The sequence below is a fragment of the Agromyces solani genome (genome assembly GCF_058349925.1).
Genome location: NZ_JBYRER010000003.1, coordinates 526,198 through 542,739, shown reverse-complemented (window position 1 = coordinate 542,739; position 16,542 = coordinate 526,198). Strand labels below are relative to the sequence as shown.

At 73.3% G+C, this 16,542-nt stretch carries 18 protein-coding genes; 8 read left to right on the top strand and 10 right to left on the bottom strand.

Annotated elements, in window-relative coordinates; translation table 11 throughout:
- Positions 1-24: 24 nt before the first annotated feature.
- Both AC3RJ7_RS14895 and AC3RJ7_RS14890 read left to right on the top strand, forming a co-directional pair.
- Positions 25-1,128, top strand: a complete 1,104-nt coding sequence (locus tag AC3RJ7_RS14895; protein WP_491456629.1) for a phospholipase D-like domain-containing protein — start codon at positions 25-27, stop codon at positions 1,126-1,128.
- A 44-nt stretch (positions 1,129-1,172) separates the two neighbouring features.
- Positions 1,173-3,095 (top strand): S41 family peptidase, encoded by a 1,923-nt coding sequence (locus tag AC3RJ7_RS14890; RefSeq protein WP_491456628.1) that lies wholly within the window; start codon positions 1,173-1,175, stop codon positions 3,093-3,095.
- A gap of 113 nt (positions 3,096-3,208) precedes the next feature.
- Here the strand turns inward: AC3RJ7_RS14890 and AC3RJ7_RS14885 are convergent, their stop codons facing one another.
- Both AC3RJ7_RS14885 and AC3RJ7_RS14880 read right to left on the bottom strand, forming a co-directional pair.
- Positions 3,209-4,594 (bottom strand): glutamyl-tRNA reductase, encoded by a 1,386-nt coding sequence (locus AC3RJ7_RS14885; protein WP_491456627.1) that lies wholly within the window; start codon positions 4,592-4,594, stop codon positions 3,209-3,211.
- Between the two features lie 63 nt (positions 4,595-4,657).
- Positions 4,658-5,380: a hypothetical protein gene (locus tag AC3RJ7_RS14880; RefSeq protein WP_491456626.1), complete on the bottom strand. Its 723-nt coding sequence runs from the start codon at positions 5,378-5,380 to the stop codon at positions 4,658-4,660.
- 266 nt (positions 5,381-5,646) lie between these two features.
- Between AC3RJ7_RS14880 and hemE the strand changes: the two genes are divergently transcribed.
- Both hemE and hemG read left to right on the top strand, forming a co-directional pair.
- The gene (gene hemE, locus AC3RJ7_RS14875; protein ID WP_491456625.1) at positions 5,647-6,792 is read left to right on the top strand and encodes a uroporphyrinogen decarboxylase; all 1,146 of its coding nucleotides are present in this window, start codon (positions 5,647-5,649) and stop codon (positions 6,790-6,792) included.
- Complete coding sequence (hemG, locus tag AC3RJ7_RS14870) at positions 6,789-8,312, top strand: protoporphyrinogen oxidase (RefSeq protein WP_491456624.1); 1,524 nt, start codon at positions 6,789-6,791, stop codon at positions 8,310-8,312. Before hemE ends, hemG begins: the two co-directional genes overlap by 4 nt.
- Positions 8,313-8,321: 9 nt before the next feature.
- Here the strand turns inward: hemG and AC3RJ7_RS14865 are convergent, their stop codons facing one another.
- Positions 8,322-8,882, bottom strand: coding sequence for a GNAT family N-acetyltransferase (locus AC3RJ7_RS14865; protein WP_491456623.1), 561 nt, complete (start codon positions 8,880-8,882; stop codon positions 8,322-8,324).
- A gap of 157 nt (positions 8,883-9,039) precedes the next feature.
- Here AC3RJ7_RS14865 and AC3RJ7_RS14860 point away from each other — a divergent pair, with 157 nt between their 5' ends.
- Genes AC3RJ7_RS14860 through AC3RJ7_RS14845 form a run of 4 tightly spaced genes read left to right on the top strand, consistent with a single transcriptional unit; the run spans position 9,040 to position 10,929 of the window.
- Complete coding sequence (locus AC3RJ7_RS14860; protein ID WP_491456622.1) at positions 9,040-9,498, top strand: hypothetical protein; 459 nt, start codon at positions 9,040-9,042, stop codon at positions 9,496-9,498.
- A 33-nt stretch (positions 9,499-9,531) separates the two neighbouring features.
- The gene (locus tag AC3RJ7_RS14855) at positions 9,532-9,939 is read left to right on the top strand and encodes a phage holin family protein (protein ID WP_491456621.1); all 408 of its coding nucleotides are present in this window, start codon (positions 9,532-9,534) and stop codon (positions 9,937-9,939) included.
- Positions 9,923-10,231, top strand: a complete 309-nt coding sequence (locus AC3RJ7_RS14850) for a DUF3618 domain-containing protein (protein ID WP_491456620.1) — start codon at positions 9,923-9,925, stop codon at positions 10,229-10,231. Before AC3RJ7_RS14855 ends, AC3RJ7_RS14850 begins: the two co-directional genes overlap by 17 nt.
- A 26-nt stretch (positions 10,232-10,257) precedes the next feature.
- On the top strand, positions 10,258-10,929 hold the full coding sequence (locus AC3RJ7_RS14845) for a GntR family transcriptional regulator (RefSeq protein WP_491456619.1): 672 nt from the start codon (positions 10,258-10,260) through the stop codon (positions 10,927-10,929).
- On the opposite strand, the gene AC3RJ7_RS14840 is transcribed toward AC3RJ7_RS14845, so the two are convergent.
- From AC3RJ7_RS14840 to idi, 7 genes are read right to left on the bottom strand one after another with little or no spacing between them, the layout of a single operon-like run.
- A complete protein-coding gene (locus AC3RJ7_RS14840) occupies positions 10,919-11,806 on the bottom strand; it encodes a prenyltransferase (protein WP_491456618.1) in 888 nt (295 codons plus the stop codon). The genes AC3RJ7_RS14845 and AC3RJ7_RS14840 overlap by 11 nt on opposite strands.
- Entirely contained in the window at positions 11,796-12,101 is a 306-nt protein-coding gene (locus AC3RJ7_RS14835) for a lycopene cyclase domain-containing protein (protein WP_491456617.1), read from the bottom strand. The genes AC3RJ7_RS14840 and AC3RJ7_RS14835 overlap by 11 nt, the downstream gene beginning before the upstream one ends.
- On the bottom strand, positions 12,098-12,430 hold the full coding sequence (locus AC3RJ7_RS14830; protein WP_491456616.1) for a lycopene cyclase domain-containing protein: 333 nt from the start codon (positions 12,428-12,430) through the stop codon (positions 12,098-12,100). Before AC3RJ7_RS14830 ends, AC3RJ7_RS14835 begins: the two co-directional genes overlap by 4 nt.
- Entirely contained in the window at positions 12,427-13,992 is a 1,566-nt protein-coding gene (crtI, locus tag AC3RJ7_RS14825; protein WP_491456615.1) for a phytoene desaturase family protein, read from the bottom strand. Before crtI ends, AC3RJ7_RS14830 begins: the two co-directional genes overlap by 4 nt.
- A complete protein-coding gene (locus AC3RJ7_RS14820) occupies positions 13,989-14,915 on the bottom strand; it encodes a phytoene/squalene synthase family protein (protein WP_491456614.1) in 927 nt (308 codons plus the stop codon). Before AC3RJ7_RS14820 ends, crtI begins: the two co-directional genes overlap by 4 nt.
- On the bottom strand, positions 14,912-15,976 hold the full coding sequence (locus AC3RJ7_RS14815) for a polyprenyl synthetase family protein (RefSeq protein WP_491456613.1): 1,065 nt from the start codon (positions 15,974-15,976) through the stop codon (positions 14,912-14,914). Before AC3RJ7_RS14815 ends, AC3RJ7_RS14820 begins: the two co-directional genes overlap by 4 nt.
- The gene (gene idi, locus AC3RJ7_RS14810; RefSeq protein WP_491456970.1) at positions 15,973-16,530 is read right to left on the bottom strand and encodes an isopentenyl-diphosphate Delta-isomerase; all 558 of its coding nucleotides are present in this window, start codon (positions 16,528-16,530) and stop codon (positions 15,973-15,975) included. The genes AC3RJ7_RS14815 and idi overlap by 4 nt, the downstream gene beginning before the upstream one ends.
- Between the last annotated feature and the right edge of the window lie 12 nt (positions 16,531-16,542).

Sequence of the window (16,542 nt, the reverse complement as noted above, 5' to 3'; positions counted from 1 at the left end):
GATGCCTCATGAAAGGAGTCCGCCATGTCGGTGACCATCGGCGGCATCGAACTGCACCTCGGCCCGAAATCGGTCGGCGGGCCCGACGACCTCGACCGGGTGATCCGCGACTTCATCGACGAGGCCGACCACAGCCTCGCGATCGCGGTGCAGGAGATCGACTCGCGGGCGATCGCGAACTCGATCCTCGCGGCCAAGGCGCGCGGGGTGCGGGTGCGCGTCATCCTCGAGGGCGACTACCTCACCGAGGAGAAGGCGCTCGCCGACCCGTGGCGCAGCGTCGGCGCCCACGAGGAGAACCGGATCATCCAGGGCGCGCTGCTCAAGGCGAAGGTCGACGTCGTGAGCGACCTCAACCCGAAGATCTTCCACCAGAAGTTCATCGTGCGCGACACCCGCAAGCCGAAGGCCGCGGTGCTCACCGGCTCGACGAACTTCACGCTGACGGACACCGGCACCAACGCGACCTCCGGCCGCGGCGCCGGCCAGAACCTCAACCACGTCGTCGTGCTCCACGGCCAGCGGGCCGCCACCGAGTACATCCACGAGTTCGAGCGCATGCGCTCGGGCACGTTCGGCGACCGCCACGAGCGCATCGAGCCGAAGCCGAAGGAGTTCGACCTGCCGGCCGTGCGGGTCAAGCCGCTGTTCGCGCCCCGGCACGGACCGGAGATGGAGATCATGAAGCAGATGCTGAAGGCGCGCGAGTCGGTCGACTTCGCGATGTTCACCTTCGCGCAGTCGTCGGGCATCGACGACACCATGATCCGGCTCCGCCCGCTCGTGCAGCGCATCCGCGGGGTGCTCGACCGCGAACAGGGCGGCGCGAAGTGGGCGGCGACCGCCGACCTCGCGGACGGCGACGTCGACCTCTACGTCAACAAGCCGAAGACGGGCGTCCGCAAGCTCCACCACAAGCTCATGGTGATCGACGAGCGACTGCTCATCGTCGGCAGCTTCAACTACACCGCGCCGGCGAACACGCTGAACGACGAGAACATCATCGTGATCGGCGACCTCGAGGAGACGGATGCCGCGGCGGAGGCCGCGCAGCGCGAACTCGCGGGCTACGCGCTCGCCGAGATCGAGCGCATCATCGCCGACCTCGCCGCGCCGATCCCCGCCTGAGTCCCCGCGCCGCGGGAGCCGGACCTTCGGAGGAGGAACCCATCATGTCGATCTCGACGAGCGGACTCGGTGCCGATCACGGCTTGGGCACCGTGCGGACGATGCCGGAGTTCCGCGCCCACGTCGGGCCGAGCACCCTCTCGCAGGCCGACCGCCGACGGCTCGTCGACCAGGCGGAGGTGCTGCTCGAGGGCCTGTACGTCCACCTGCCGCTCAAGCGGGCGATGCACGCCGTCGACCCGCTGCAGAGCCTGAGGCTGCTGCGCCACCGGCTGCCCGAGCTCAGCGAGCCCGAGTTCCACGCGGCACTGCAGCGCATCGTGCTGGGCCTTCGCGACCTGCACACGAACTACATCCTCCCCGCGCGCTACGCCGGCTTCGCGTTCATCGGCATCCTCGTGGAGCGCTGCTTCGATGCGGACGGGCCGCACTGGATCGTCACCAAGACGTTCGAGCACCTCACCGTCGACCCGGCGCTCGTCGTCGGCGCGGAGGTGACGCACTGGAACGGGACGCCGATGGCGATCGCCGTCGAGCGCAACGCGGCGCGCGAGGCGGGCAGCAACAAGGCGGCGAGCCTCGCCCGAGGACTGGAGAACATGACGCTCCGCCCGGTCGGCATGTCGTTGCCGCCCGACGAGGACTGGGTCGACCTCACGTACCGGGTCGGCGGCGTCGAGCACGAGACGCGGCTGCCCTGGCGGGTGTTCGAATCGACCGGCGAGGTGACGGGCGGCGAGGCGACGGCGGCCTCGCCTCTCGGAGTCGCGGCGCCCGTGTCGCATCTCGTCGGCCTCGACCTCAAGACCGAGCTGAGCCGGCTCATGAAGCGGCGGCTGTTCGCACCGGCCTCGATCGAGGAGGAGGAGCGGGTCGCGCGGAGCGAGGCGGCGGCGCCCGAGGCGACGCCGGCCCAGCAGGAGGCCGGCATCGTGCCGACGACGAGGCCCGCCGAGCTCAAGGCCCGCACCGTCGAGACGCCGAGCGGCACCTTCGGGCACCTGCGGATCTTCACCTTCCACATGCGCGACGCCGGCATCGAGGCGTTCATCGACGAGGTGGCCAGGCTGATCTCGGTGCTGCCGCAGAACGGGCTGATCCTCGACGTCCGCGGCAACGGCGGCGGCTACATCATCGCCTCGGAGTTCCTGCTGCAGTTCTTCACGCCGCGCCGGGTCAGGCCCGAGCCGATGCAGTTCATCAGCACCCGGCTCACCGCCGACCTCTGCGGTCGCGTCGCGGACTACCGCGCGTGGAAGCCGTCGATCGACGAGTCGGTCACGACCGGTGCGCCGTTCTCGAGCGCGGTGCCGCTCTACGACGACGACGTGGTCAACAGCGTCGGCCAGCTCTACCACGGACCCGTCGTGCTCGTCACCGATGCGCTCTGCTACAGCGCCACCGACATCTTCGCCGCGGGCTTCCAGGACCACGCGATCGGGCCCGTGCTCGGCGTCGACGAGAACACCGGCGCGGGCGGGGCCAACGTGCTGACCCACGCGGCGCTCCGCGCCGACTGGACCGGCGGACCGCTGCGATCCCTTCCGGCCGGAGCCGAATACCGGGTGTCGTTGCGCCGCTGCCTCCGGGTCGGCGACCGCTTCGGCCAACCGGTCGAGGATCTCGGCGTCGTCCCCGACCACGTGCATCGGCTCACCGAGCACGACCTCACCGACGGCAACGCCGACCTCATGGACGCGGCGGGCGCCCTGCTGGCGGGGCTCTCGGTCCGGATGCTCGACGCCGAGCTCGCACCGCCCGCGGGAGACGTCCGCACGCTCACGATCCGCACGGGCGGCATCGACAGCGTCGACGTCTACCTCGACGGGCGTCCGATCGGCACGTCGGACACGAACGACGGGATCACCGTGCTCGACCTGGAGCTGCCGGATGACGCCGGCGGAGAGCTGCGGCTCGAGGGGTTCGCCGCGGACCGGCTGGTCGCCTCCCGCCGGCTCGGGCTCTGAGACGGCGGAGACGGCGGAGACGGCAGAGACGGCCGAGACGGTAGAGACGACCGAGACGGCGGAGACGACCGAGTCCGCTCAGTGCGATTCGTCGGCGCGCGGACCGGGCCCGCTCAGTGCGATTCGTCGGCGCGCACGCCGAACACGGCCTCCAGGCCGTCGATCCAGGCGCGCTGCTCGCCCGCGCGGGCGTACTCGCGCGAACGCACCATCGGCGTGTGCAGCAGCACGCCGGCCATGTGGCGCAGCGCGGCCTCGACCCGCTCGTCGGCCGCCTCGTCGCCGGTGCCGCGCGATCGGGCGCGGGTGATCTCGGCCTCGAGGACGCCCTGCACGTGGGCGCGCAGCGCGACGACCGAGGGCGCGAGGTCGAGCTCTTCGCCCACCGCGCCGAAGTTGCGGGCCGCTCGCTCGATGAGCACGCGGGCGTCGTCGGAGGCGCCGAGCTCCTCGAGCGGCGCGTGCCGGCGGATGGTCTCGAGGTCGAGCAGTTCGACGCCGTCGACGTCGACGACGTCGGTCGAGACGTTGCGCGGCATGCCGAGGTCGATGACGAGCTGCCGGGCCCCCTGCGCCGCCTCGGGCACGGGGCACCACGCGCGGAACTCGGCGAGGGCCGCATGCGCCGACGCCGAGGCATACGTGCCGGTCGAACCCGAAGCGTCGGCGATCGCCGAGTGCGACGAGGCGAGCGTCGCCCGCCCGCCCTCGAGCAGGACCCGGTCGACGACGTGGTGCTCGGCCGTCGTGCATGTGATGATGACGTCGGCGGCCGCCGCGGCGATCGCGTAGCCCGCGTGCGAGACGGCGGTGAGGTCGTGGTTGCGGGCGAACTTCGCCGCGCGGCCGGAGGGGGAGTAGACGCGCACGTCGTTGGCGCCGCGGTCGCGGAGGGCGGCGAGCGTCGCGCCCGCATACTGGCCGGTGCCAACGAGCAGCACCCGGGCGGCCGACCAGTCGGCGACGCGGCTCGACGCGAGTTCGAGGGCGAGGCGCACGAGCGAGCGGCCGGCGCCGCCGATGCCCGTCTCGTTCTTCACCTTGCGCGAGGTCTGCGAGGCGCGCTGGAAGAGGCGCTCGAGCTCGGGGGTCGTGGTGCCCTCGGCGCGGGCGCGCTCGAGCGAGCGCCGCACCTGGCCGGCGATCTCGCCCTCGCCGACGACGACCGACTCGAGCCCGGATGCGACGGAGAACAGGTGGCCGGCGACGGCGTTGCCGTGCACGAAGCCGAAGGTCGACCTGAGCTCATCGGGTTCGACGCCCGCGACGTCGCCGACCGCCCGGATCGCGGCGTGCACCGCGGGTACGGGCGAGTCGCCCTCGGCGGTGTCGAGGTCGAGGTAGGCCTCGAAGCGGTTGCAGGTCGCGACGACGACCGCGCCCTGGAGCGAGTCATGACGGTCGAGGATGCGCGGCGCGGCGGATTCCGCGTGCGCCGAAAGCCGTTCGAGGGTGTCGAATGCGGCGTTCTTGTGGCTCGCGGTCAAGCAGATGAGCACCAGACGATTCTACCCGGGGTCGAAAGCGAGGATGACTCGGGGCGCAACAGGCTCGGATGCGGGTCAGCGAACCCCGGCGTAGACAGCACCGGGCCGGATCACCGGGATCGCCCCCGTCACGGGCGGCGGCTCGATGCCCTCGGCCTTGAGCGCCTCGCGGTGCAGCGCCTTCCAGCTGCGCACGAGCGCGAAGAACGGGGCGTCGGACAGGGCGTAGGCGCCGGGGCGCGGTGCGCTGAACACGATCGGCAGCTCGACGCTCGTGCCGCCCCGGCGCACTCGCAGCACGAGCACCGAGACGAGCGAGCCGCCGATCACCATCGAGTCGGCCCGGATGTTGCGCACCTCGCGCCACGGGAAGAAGATCGCGCGTCGCGGCCGGTGGCCGCCGTTCCAGAACGCGACGCCGAGCTCGTCGACGACGATCGAGTACCGCCCGGCGAGGTGGATCGCGTGCGGCTCGTCGACGCGCAGTTCGTTGAGCGCGGCGACGAGCACCCGGGTGCGGATGCCGCAGCTCACCTGCCCGCGCACGCTCGCCTCGAGCGCCCGGCGGCGTGCGCGGCCGCGGCCGGCACGGGCGAGACGCACGAGCGCCCAGATCGCACCGGCGAGTGCGGCGGCCGCGATCACGGCGAGGGTCGACCGGCCTCCGGGCACGGCGGGCAGCCGCGGCACGACCTCTTCCACTCGGCCGGCGCCGAGGACGAGCGCCGCGACCACGAGGACGGCGATGAGGGCGATGAGCGCGGTGAGTTTCGCCCGGTGCGGGGCGGCGTCGTTCATCGGAGGCCTCGCAGGCGGCCGATTCCGCGATGCGCGGGCGCGACGGACGGGGTGGACGACATCGTTCGGGACATGCTCGCTCCGTGGGGGCGGAGGCGCGCCGGCTGGGCGCGTCGTCGTGCGTGGGTGGCGCACAACGCCTCCGACCTTAGCGCTCGCCGGACGCCGAGCGGAAGAGTCGGTGAGCATTCCTTCCGATCCGACCGACCGTGCGGTCGGGCTGCGATCGCCGGGCGGACCGGTCCTTCCCAGCCCGGTGCGAGACAATGTCGGGCGTGATCCTCTCCCCGCAGCATCCCCTCTCTGCCGGCCTCACCAGCGAATCGCGCCTCGTGCGCGCCTACCGCGGGGAACGCGCCGACACGACGCCCGTCTGGTTCATGCGCCAGGCCGGCCGCTCGCTGCCCGAGTACCGCGACCTGCGGGTCGGCACGCGCATGCTCGACGCCTGCCTCGACCCGGCGATGGCGAGCGAGATCACCCTGCAGCCCGTGCGGCGCCACGGGGTCGACGCGGGCATCTTCTTCAGCGACATCGTGGTGCCGCTCAAGCTCGTCGGGGTCGGCGTCGAGATCCAGCCGGGGCGCGGCCCCGTCTTCACGAAGGGCTACGCGGATGCCGCGGCCGTCGCCGAGCTCACCGCGATCGACCCCGCCCGGCTCGACGAGGCCTCCGGCCCGATCGCCGAGGCGGTCGCGCTGACCATCGCCGAGCTGAACACGACCGACAACGGGTCGGGCACCGCCACCCCCCTGATCGGCTTCGCGGGCGCCCCGTTCACGCTCGCCGCCTACCTCGCCGAGGGCGGTCCCTCGAAGGACCACCTCGCCGCGCGCACCCTCATGCACGCCGATCCGGGCGCATGGCGCGCGCTCATGGAGTGGACCGCCGAGCTCACCGGCCGGTTCCTCCGAACCCAGATCGTCGCCGGCGCCTCGGCCGCGCAGCTGTTCGACTCGTGGGCGGGCGCGCTCTCGCTCGCCGACTACGCGACCCATGTCGCCCCGGCGTCGGCGCGCGCGCTGAGCTTCGTGCACGATCTCGAGTACGAGGTCGCGGATGCCTCCGGCCGGACCCGCGCGGTGCCGGTGGTGCACTTCGGCGTCGGCACGGGCGAGCTGCTCGGTGCCATGAAGGAGGTCGGGGTCGACGTCGTCGGCGTCGACTACCGGGTGCCGCTCGACGTCGCCGCAGAGCGCGTCGGTGCGGACGTCCCGCTGCAGGGCAACCTCGATCCCGCGCTGCTCGCGGCGCCGTGGCCCGTGCTCGAGGCCGCCGTGCGCGACGTGCTCGCGAAGGGTCGGGTGGCTCCCGCGCACGTCTTCAACCTCGGCCACGGCGTTCCGCCCGAGACCGACCCGACCGTGCTGACCCGCGTGGTGGAGCTCGTGCACGAGGCGGGTGCGGCGTGACCGACGGGGCCCCGCGCATCGAGGTCGAGACCGCCGACGTCGTCGTGATCGGCGGCGGCGTCGCCGGCATGGTCGCCGCGCTCGAGTGCGCCAGGATCGGCCTGCGGGTCACGCTGCTCGAGCGCCGTGACGCGCTCGGCGGCTGCGTCGGGCGGATCGAGCTCGACGGGCTCACCCTCGATTCGGGAGCCGAGTCGTTCGCGACCCGCGGCGACACGGTCGCCGAGCTGATCGACTCCCTGAAACTCGACGACGAGGTCGTCGACCCGGACCGCGCCGGCGCCTGGCTCGTGTGGGGGAGCGCCGTGAACGACGCGCTCGACGCCGCACCCCTCCCGAAGACCGGCGTGCTCGGCATCCCCGCCAACCCCCTCGGCGACGACGTGCGCCGCATCATCGGCTGGAACGGCGCCGTCCGCGCGTATGCCGATCGACTCATGCCCATCCTTCGGATCGGCCGGGCGCACAGCCTCGGTCAGCTCGTGCGCTCGCGTATGGGCGCTGCGGTGCTCGACAAGCTCGTGACCCCGATCTCGGCCGGGGTCTACTCGGCCGACCCGGACCTGCTCGACCTCGACGTCGTCGCGCCCGGCCTGAACGAGGCGATGACGCGCATGGGCTCGCTCTCGGGCGGCGTCGGCCAGCTCGTCGAGCAGCGGAAGGCGGGTGGCGCGGTGCGCGGCCTCCGCGGCGGTATGCACACCCTCGTCGACGCGCTCGTCCGCGAGCTCGACCGGTTCGACGTGACGACCCGGACCGAGGTGGAGGTGACGGCGCTCGAGCGGGTCGGCGACGCCGGGTGGCGCGTGCGCGCGACGGCACAGGCCGAGACGGCCGACGCGGCAGCCGCCGACGCGGCCGGCGGCGCCGACGACGGCGCGACCGAGCTCGACTTCATCGTGCCCGAGGTCGTGCTGGCCGCACCCGCGCACACGTCGTTGCGCCTGCTCGACCAGGCGGTCGAGGGCTGGGGGTCGACGGGCGACTGGCCGCAGGCCGCGACCGTCGAGCTCGTCACCCTCGTGCTCGACGCGCCTGCACTCGACGCGGCCCCGCGTGGAACTGGCGTGCTCGTCGCCGCCGACACGGCGGGCGTCGCCGCGAAGGCGCTCACCCACTCGACCGCGAAGTGGGCCTGGCTCGCCGAACAGGCCGGCGGCCGCCATGTCGTGCGCCTCTCGTACGGCCGGGCGGGCCAGCCCGATCCGCTCGACGGGCGCACCGACGCCGAGGTCGCCGAGCTCGCGCTCGCCGACGCGAGCCGCCTGCTCGGCGTGACGCTCGACGCCGCGATGCTCCGCGCGTCGGGTCGCACCGCGTGGCGCGACGCCGTGTCGCACGCCGCCATCGGCCAGCGCGACCGCGTGCGGGCCCTGGAGGACGCGATCGCGGCGGAGCCCGGCATCGAGGTCACCGGCTCGTGGGTCGCGGGCACCGGGCTCGCCTCGGTCGTCCCGCACGCGCGCGAGGCGGCGGCCCGAGTGCGTCATCGCGCGGTCGGCCGGCGCGAGCAGGGCTGACTCGGACCCTCAGGCGAGCGCGGCCTCGAGCTGATCGCTCGTGAGCTCGCGGTCGGCGTACACGAGCCGGATCGCCGCGGGGTCGGGGTTGCCGGCGTCGGGTGCGCGGTGGCGCAGTTCGAGGCCGACCTTCTCAGCGACCCGCGCCGAGGCGAGGTTGTGCTCGAGCAGGTAGGCGACGACGGGCAGTCCGGGCCGGTGCGCCCGGGCCCCGTCGATCGCGGCGATCGCGAGCTCGGTCGCGTACCCGTGGCCGTGCGCCTCGGGGCGGAACCGGTAGCCCAGGTTCCAGTACGCGCCGCCGGGCACGGCGATGCCGCGGATCGCGCAGCCGCCGTGACCGATCACCGTCGCCGGGTCGGCGGCGGCGCGCACCGTCCATGCGGCGAACCCGACGGTGCGCCAGTCGGCGAGCCAGCGATCGAGCACGGCCCGAGTGTCGTCGAGTGCGGCGTGCCGGCCCGACGGCAGGTGCCGCCACGTGCGCGGGTCGCCGTAGATCTCATGGAGCGGCGCGAGGTCGGCCTCGACGGTCTCGTCGAGCAGCAGCCGGGCGGTGCGTCGGGTCATGCGGGGAGTCTAGGCGCGGCCGACGACGCCGTCGCGACGGTCGATGCATCGCATAGCCGAAACGGAATATTTCGTCGCAACCCCCTTGCGCGCCTCGGCGCGGGGTCTACGCTGGAAAGGTCGCTGTGGCTGAACAGCGGGGGAAGACGGGGTGCACATGAAGGGCAAGATCCTCTTCGTCGTGGGGCTCGGCGTCGGCTACGTGCTCGGCACGCGCGCCGGTCGCGAGCGCTACGAGCAGATCAAGCGCGCCGCCGAGGGCGTGTGGAACACGCCTGCCGTGCAGCAGGGCGTCGACCAGGTGAAGGGCTTCGCCGCGTCGAAGGTGGGCGACCTCTCCGACTCGGTGCTCGACGGCGTGAAGTCGTTCATCGGCAACGCCACGCGCGGCTCGGGTGCGACCAAGAGCGACGTCGCCGACGTCGCCGCGAACGCGAAGCGCGGGGTCTCCGACGGCGCGAAGGCGGCGAAGTCCGCCGTCGACGGGGTCGCCGACACGCTGAGCGACGCGATCGACTCGGCCGCAGAGGTGGCGAAGGGCGCGGCGAAGCCGGCGAAGCCCGCGCAGAAACGCTCCACGTCGCGCGGCGGCAAGCCCGCGGCATCCGACTCGTAGGATTCTCAGGCACAGACGGGAGGCGACCGCGCGATGGCCGCACCGACCAACGACGACCGCTCGCTCTTCACGCTGATCGGCGAGCTGCCCGACACGATCTCCAACCTCGTGCGCGCCGAGATCGACCAGATCAAGGCCGAGGTCACCTACAAGGTCAAGCACTTCGGCATCGGCTCGGGGTTCTTCGTGGTGGCGCTCATCGTGCTGCCGTTCCTGATCTTCACGCTGCTCGCCGCGGCGATCTTCGCGCTCGCGCTCGTGATGCCCGCATGGGCGGCCGCGCTCGTCGTCTCGGGCGTGCTCGTCGTCATCATCGCGGTGCTCGTGTGGATCGGCATCGTGAACTTCCAGCGGGGCTCGGAGCCCCTCGAATCGGTCGAGAGCCTCAAGGCCGACCTCGACGCCCTGAAGGGAACTGGTGACTATGACCGCCGCTACTGATGCGCCCCGTCCTTCGAAGCGCGAGACGGCGCAGCGCGAGCGCAACCTGACCCGGGTGCAGGCGCGCGCCGCCTCCCGGCAGGCGCGCGACGAGTTCGCGCGCACGCTCGACCAGCTCGAGGACAAGCTCAACGTGCCGAAGCAGGTCGGCATCCGGGTCGATCGGGCGAAGGTGTCGCTGAAGGCCTTCTACGACGAGCAGCCCGGCGTCGCGATCGCCGCGGCCGTCGGCGTGGCCGTCGCCGTCGGCGGCCTCGTGTGGCTCGCCGTGCGGTCGCGGCTCGGCGACTGAGCGGCGCGAGGCGAGGGCCGGCACCGGTGTCGACGTCCGCAGCGGACACCGCCGTCGAACGGGTCGCCGACGCGATCCGGGCGGAGATCCTGAGCGGCGCGATCGCGCTCGGCTCGCCGTTGCGCGAGGAGGCCGCGGCCGAGCGGCACGGCGTCTCGCGGCACACGGTGCGTTCGGCGTTCCAGCGACTCGTGGCCGAGCGACTCGCCGAGGCCGAGCCGTATCGCGGCGTGCGAGTCGTCAGCTTCGATCGCGACGAGATCCGGGCCCTGCAGCAGCTGCGGGCGGCGCTCGAGGGCGAGGCGGTGCGCATCATCGCCGAGCGGTACGGCGAGGACTGGCCGCCCGAGGTGCTCGCGCCGGCGGAGGCGGTGCTCGACCGGCTCGCCGCACTCCACGCGGCGGAGGACGCCGATCCCGACTGGCTCGAGGTCGAGCGGTTCCACGCCGACTACCACCGCGCGATCGTCGCGGCGTCGGCGAGTCCGCGCATCATCGAGGCCCACGACGCCCTCGGCAGCGAACTCCTGCTGTTCCTCCTGCACGTGCGCCCCCACTACACGCTCGAGGCACTCATCGACGAGCACCGCGAACTCCTCGTCGAACTCCAGGTCCAGGGGCCCGAGGCGATGCGCGAGCACCTCGGCCACTCGACCGACCTGCTGCTCGGCGAGGTCGCCGACGACGTCACGCCGTGATCGCGGCGTACCAGATGAGCAGCAGCGTCACGACGAAGCCGACGGCGTAGTTGATGCCGAGGAACCGCCTCCACCCCGCGTTCGCCCGGCCCGACGTCGCGTCGGTGGCGTCGACGAACGGCGCCGCCGCCACGATGTAGGGCACGACGAGCAGGGCGGCGAGCGGCCCGGGCCACGATGTCGCGAGCATGAGCACGCCGGCGACCGCCCACAGCGCGATGGCGAGGCGCACGGTGCGCCGCGCGCCGAGTGCCGTGGCGATCGACGCGATGCCGGCGGCCCGGTCGGGCACGATGTCCTGCACGGCGCCGAAGGCGTGGCTCGCGACGCCCCACGCGAAGAACGCGAGGAGCAGGGCGATGAGCGGCGGCGTGAACGCCGCCCCGGCCAGCACGAGTGCGTACACGGCGGGGCCGACGAAGTGCACGCTCGAGGTGACCGAGTCGAGCCCGGGCACCTCCTTGAAGCGGAGCCCCGGGACCGAGTACGCCGCGACCGCGAAGAGGCACGCCGCGAGCACCGCCGACGCCGCGAGGTCGCCGAGCAGCACGAGCGCCACCACGAACGGCAGGCAGGCGGCGATCGCCGCGATGATCGTCAGCCGATGGCGGCCGGGCACGAGCAGGGCGCCCTCCGCCCCGCCCTTGCGGGGGTTCGCGGCATCCGAGGCGTAGTCGAAGACGTCGTTCACGCCGTACATCGCGAGGTTGTAGGGCACGAGGAAGAAGAGCGTGCCGACGACGAGGGCGGCGTCGACCTCGCGCGTCGTGAGCAGGTACGCCGCGGCGAACGGGTACGCCGTGTTCACCCAGCTCAGCGGCCGAGATGCGGTGAGCAGGTCGGCGAGCGCGCTGCGCGGGCGGGCGTCAGTGCGCATGGCCGCGCTCGTCGAGCAGGTTCCAGAGGCCGCTGAGCAGCAGGACCCCGGCGATCGGGTAGGCCAGGTCCTCGACGGGGGCGAGCCAGACGCGCACGCCCCAGATGTGCGCGTCGCCGTAGTCGAAGAGTCCGGCGGCGATCATGATCGAGTCGAAGACGACGGTCAGCACGATGAGGATGCCGCTCGTTGCGATCACGGCGGGCCAGTGCCGCCGGGGTGCGCGTCGTGCGCCGATCACGGCGACGACGATCGCCGCCGCCAGGAACACCGCCGAGAGCGCGAGATAGGTCACCTGGGGGCCTCCCGCGTCGACGCGACGCGGAGCGCCGCCGTGTACAGCACGAGCGTCAGGTAGGCGAGGAACGCGAGGAACACGAGCTCTTCCACCGGCAGCTCGGGGGCGAGCAGCAGGCCCGTGCTCACCGCGTTCTCGGCGCGGTGGAAGATACCGAGCGCGATGCCCGCGAGGTCCCACACGAGGAAGAACGCGACCCCCGCCGCGACGACGACGGCCGCGCGTCGCGCGCGACCGGGGGCGGCGAAGACGAGGCGGAACCGCACGTCGACGAGCACGAGGCACGCGAGGCTCGCCGCGAGCGCGCCGAGGTAGGCGAGGCTCATGCCGGCACCCTCCCGCCCCGCGGCTCCGGCAACCGGGCGGCGCCGTGCTCGCCGCGCACCGCCTTGGCGACGAGTTCGGCGCTGATGAGGCACATGGGCAGGCCGATGCCGGGCACGGTCGTGGCCCCGGCGAAGCAGAGCCCGCGGACCTTCTTCGAGGTCGTCCGGCCGCGGAGGAACGCGCTCTGCCGCAGGACGTGCGCCGGCCCGAGAGCCGAGCCGCGCCAGGAGTTGAAGTCGGCGGCGAAGTCGCCGGGGCCGACGGTCCGGCGGACGACGACGCGGTCGGCCAGGTCGTCGATGCCCGCCCACGCCGCGATCTGCGCGATCGCCGCATCGGCCACGCGCTCGACGGCGGGATCCCCGTGACCGTCGACGCCGCCGCGACCGAGCGCGGGGTCCGCCGGAACGGGCACGAGCACGAAGAGGTTCTCGTCGCCGGCCGGGGCGACGGCGGGATCGGTCGCGCTGGGCCGGCACACGTACAACGACGCCGGGTCGGGCACCGAGGGCGATGGTCCGAAGATGCGCGCGAAGTTCTCGTGCCAGTCCGCGGTGAACAGCAGGTTGTGGTGCAGCAGCTGCGGCAGGCGCCCCCGGACGCCGAGCATCACGAGAACGGCTCCGGGGCCGGGGTCGGCCCGCCGCCACGACGCGGCCGATCGGCTGCGGTGCTCGGGCGCGAGGAGCTCCGTCTCGGTGTGGTGCAGGTCGGCGGCGGAGACGACGAGGTCGGACGCCGCCACCCGCTCCCGGCCGTCGGCATCGATGAAGCGGATGCCTCGGGCGGCGCCGTCCTCGACGAGGATGCCGGTCACCCGGGCACCGGTCACCACCCGTGCGCCCGCGCCTTCGGCGAGGGCGGCGATGCGATCGATCAGCTCGGCGAACCCGCCCCGCGGGTAGAAGACGCCGTCGTCGAGGTCGAAGTGACTCATGAGGTGGTACAGGCTCGGCGCCGCCGACGGCGACGTGCCGAGGAAGACGGCGGGGTAGCCCAGGACCTGGCGGAGCCGCGGATCGCGGAAGCGACGGGCGATGAGCCGGTCGAGCGGTTCGGCGAGCAGGCGTGCCAGGCGACCGGCGTGGCGGAGCACCGGGCGGGCGACGAGCGAACCGGGCGACGAGAAGTCGTCGTAGAGGAAGTGGTCGATCGCGAGGCGCGCGGTCGACTCGGCCGAGTCGAGGTAGCGCTCGAGTTCCGCGCCGGCACCCGGCTCGATGGATTCGAACACGGCGGCCGCGCGTCGGCGGTCGGCGTGGAGGTCGAGCGCCGCGTCGCCGCGCTCGAAGAACACGCGGTAGCCCGGCGCGAGCCGCACGAGCTCGAGCTCGTCCGACGTGCTCGAGCCCATGAGCCGGAAGAAGTGCTCGAAGACCTCCGGCATGAGATACCACGACGGACCGGTGTCGAAGCGGAAGCCCTCCGCCTCCCACCGGCCCGCCCGCCCCCCGACCGACTCGCGCGCCTCGTACACGGTCACCTCGTGGCCGTCGCGCGCGAGGAGCGCCGCCGTGGCGAGCCCCGCGATGCCGGCGCCGATGACGACGGCCCGGCTCACGGCCGCGCCTCCCGCGCGAGCGCGGTGGGTCCGGCCGCGGCTGCCGGCCGAGGCATCCCGCGTCGTGGCGCCGCGGCCGAGCGGAGCAGCAGCGCGACCTTCTTCGTAGCGGGAACGCGGACCCGTTCCCGGACGAGCCGCTGCGCCGGCGTCCGCCGGAGTCGGGCGGAGAGTTCGGCGAAGAGCGCGTGCGCCGCGGCGACCGCCCGACGGCACCCGCCCGGCAGCTCCGCGATCACGTCGCCCGCGATCGCGAGGTCGCGGTCGATGTCGTCGAGGACCCGTGCCTTCTGCCCCTCGGTGAGGTGGGCCGGATCGATGCCGGGCAGGTAGCGGCGTCCGCGCTCGCCGTAGTCGTCGGCGAGGTCGCGCATGAAGTTGAGCTTCTGGAACGCCGCGCCGAGATGCCGGGCGCCCCGCTGCCATCGCAGGTCGCGCGCGTCATCGGGCGGCAGGCCCTCGCTGAACGCCCGCAGGCACATGAGCCCGACCACCTCGGCCGAGCCGTAGACGTACGCCTCGAACTCGTCGTCGTCGAAGTCGACCGGGTCGAGGTCGCGGCGCATGGACGCGAAGAACGGCCGCGTCGACTCGTCGCCGAAGCCCGTCGCACGGGCCGTCTGCGCGAACGCGTCGACCACGAGGTTCGCGCTGTAACCGCATCGGACGGCCCGCTCGGTCTCGGCCTCGAGGGCGTCGAGCACGGCGAGGCGGGCGTCGCGGTCGAGCCCGGCCTCCTCGGCCGGGCCGTCGACGATCTCGTCGGCGATCCGCACGAGGGCGTAGATCGCGGCCACGTGCGTGCGGACGCCGCGCGAGCAGAGCCGGCTCGCGAGGCCGAACGAGGTCGAGTACTCGGTGATCACCCGCGCCGACCCCAGCCGGGCGGTGCGGTGGTAGAGGTCGAGACCGGTCGCCGTCATCGCACCCGCTCCACGCACCGCGCGGCCGTCGCTGCGAGTTCCGCACGGAGGGCCTCGGGGAACCCGCCCGCCTCGATCGCCGCGACCGCCCCGGTGCAGCGTTCGGAGATCTCGGCCTCGACCCGGCCGAGCGCCCCGCTCGCGACGATCGCCTCGCGCAGCCGGCCCGCGGCCGACTCGTCGAGGTCGGCGCGGCCGAAGTCGTCGGCCACCGCCCGCCAGGCGGCGTGATCCCGGGCGAAGGCGATCAGCAGGGTCTGCTTGCCCTCGCGCAGGTCGCCGGCGACCGTCTTGCCGGTGAGCAGTTCGCTGCCGAACACCCCGAGGACGTCGTCGCGGAGCTGGAATGCGACCCCGAGGTGACGCCCGACCTCGCCCAGTCGGGCGACGGACGACGCCGAGGCGCCGCCGAGCAGCGCGCCCGCCTGCAGCGGTCCGCTGAAGGAGTACACCGCGGTCTTGAGCTCGATCATCGCGACGATCTCGCGCGGAGACGGCGCCGCGGTCGCCTGGCGCACGTCGGCGAGCTCCCCGGCCGCGGTGAGCAGCACGCACTCGTCGAGCACGTCGAGGAGCGCGGTCCGGACCGCGGCGGGAGCGGAGAGCCCGGCGACGATGCGGTGCGCCGAGCTGATGAGCAGGTCGCCGGCGAGGATGGCCGCCGCCTCGCCGTACTCGCGCGAGCGGGCCGCCGCCACACCGCGTGCGCGCGCCTCGTGCATGAAGTGCGCGGTCACGTTCGGTGCGCCGCGGCGCACGAGATCGTGGTCGATCACGTCGTCGTGCATGAGGAACGCGGTGTGCAGGAGCTCGAACGCCGCGGCGAGCCCGACGGCCGCGGCGTCCTCCCGGCCGGCGTAGGCGGAGTGCGCGGCGAGCACGAGCTCGGGGCGGAGCCGCTTGCCGCCCGTGGCGCTCGCCTTCGCCGACGCCCAGAGCCGCCGGTAGGCGTCGCCGCACGACGCCGCCCTCGCGGTCCGCTCGGCGAAGAACGCCGCGAGGAACGCCTCGACCGCGGCCGTGTCGAGCCGCGCCGGGCGCTCGAGTACGAGCCCCGTCATGATGCGATCGCCTGCGGTTCGTCTGTCGCCCCCGAGAGGAACGGCAGGAGCCGGGCCTGCAGCACGAGCCAGGGGCTGAACGCCCACGGAGCGTCGTGGATCGCGCCGGCGAGCCGGGCGGGGTCGACCCACGCGATCTCCATGACCTCGTTCGGGTGGGGATCGGGCGTCGAACGGGTGTGCGCCGTGTAGACGGGGCAGAGCTCGTTCTCGACGATGCCCGATGCGTCGACCGCGCGGTAGTGGAACGCCGGCAGCACCGGCTCGATGCCGTGGAGCTCGAGCCCGAGCTCGAACTCGGCGCGGCGTCGGATCGCGTGGACGAGTGTCTCGGCGGGGACCGGATGCCCGCAGAACGAGTTCGTCCACACGCCCGGCCAGGCCCGCTTCGCGAGTGCCCGGCGGGTCACGAGCAGGCGGCCCGCCTCGTCGAACACGTGGCACGAGAAGGCGAGGTGTCGGGCCGTGTCGGCCCCGTGCACGCTCGCCTTCGGAGCGCGTCCGATCGGCCGGTCGTCGGCGTCAAGCAGCACGACCTCTTCGGTCTGGGGCATCGTCACGGCGAC

What these genes read in the sequence shown, in the direction of transcription:
- AC3RJ7_RS14890 (WP_491456628.1), top strand. Translation starts at nt 1,173, where the DNA reads ATGTCGATCTCGACGAGCGGACTCGGTGCCGATCACGGCTTGGGCACC.
- idi (WP_491456970.1), bottom strand. Translation starts at nt 16,530, where the DNA reads ATGCCCCAGACCGAAGAGGTCGTGCTGCTTGACGCCGACGACCGGCCG.
- AC3RJ7_RS14815 (WP_491456613.1), bottom strand. Translation starts at nt 15,976, where the DNA reads ATGACGGGGCTCGTACTCGAGCGCCCGGCGCGGCTCGACACGGCCGCG.
- AC3RJ7_RS14820 (WP_491456614.1), bottom strand. Translation starts at nt 14,915, where the DNA reads ATGACGGCGACCGGTCTCGACCTCTACCACCGCACCGCCCGGCTGGGG.
- AC3RJ7_RS14865 (WP_491456623.1), bottom strand. Translation starts at nt 8,882, where the DNA reads ATGACCCGACGCACCGCCCGGCTGCTGCTCGACGAGACCGTCGAGGCC.
- AC3RJ7_RS14860 (WP_491456622.1), top strand. Translation starts at nt 9,040, where the DNA reads ATGAAGGGCAAGATCCTCTTCGTCGTGGGGCTCGGCGTCGGCTACGTG.
- AC3RJ7_RS14850 (WP_491456620.1), top strand. Translation starts at nt 9,923, where the DNA reads ATGACCGCCGCTACTGATGCGCCCCGTCCTTCGAAGCGCGAGACGGCG.
- AC3RJ7_RS14855 (WP_491456621.1), top strand. Translation starts at nt 9,532, where the DNA reads ATGGCCGCACCGACCAACGACGACCGCTCGCTCTTCACGCTGATCGGC.
- AC3RJ7_RS14840 (WP_491456618.1), bottom strand. Translation starts at nt 11,806, where the DNA reads ATGCGCACTGACGCCCGCCCGCGCAGCGCGCTCGCCGACCTGCTCACC.
- AC3RJ7_RS14895 (WP_491456629.1), top strand. Translation starts at nt 25, where the DNA reads ATGTCGGTGACCATCGGCGGCATCGAACTGCACCTCGGCCCGAAATCG.
- AC3RJ7_RS14830 (WP_491456616.1), bottom strand. Translation starts at nt 12,430, where the DNA reads ATGAGCCTCGCCTACCTCGGCGCGCTCGCGGCGAGCCTCGCGTGCCTC.
- AC3RJ7_RS14880 (WP_491456626.1), bottom strand. Translation starts at nt 5,380, where the DNA reads ATGAACGACGCCGCCCCGCACCGGGCGAAACTCACCGCGCTCATCGCC.
- hemE (WP_491456625.1), top strand. Translation starts at nt 5,647, where the DNA reads ATGTCGGGCGTGATCCTCTCCCCGCAGCATCCCCTCTCTGCCGGCCTC.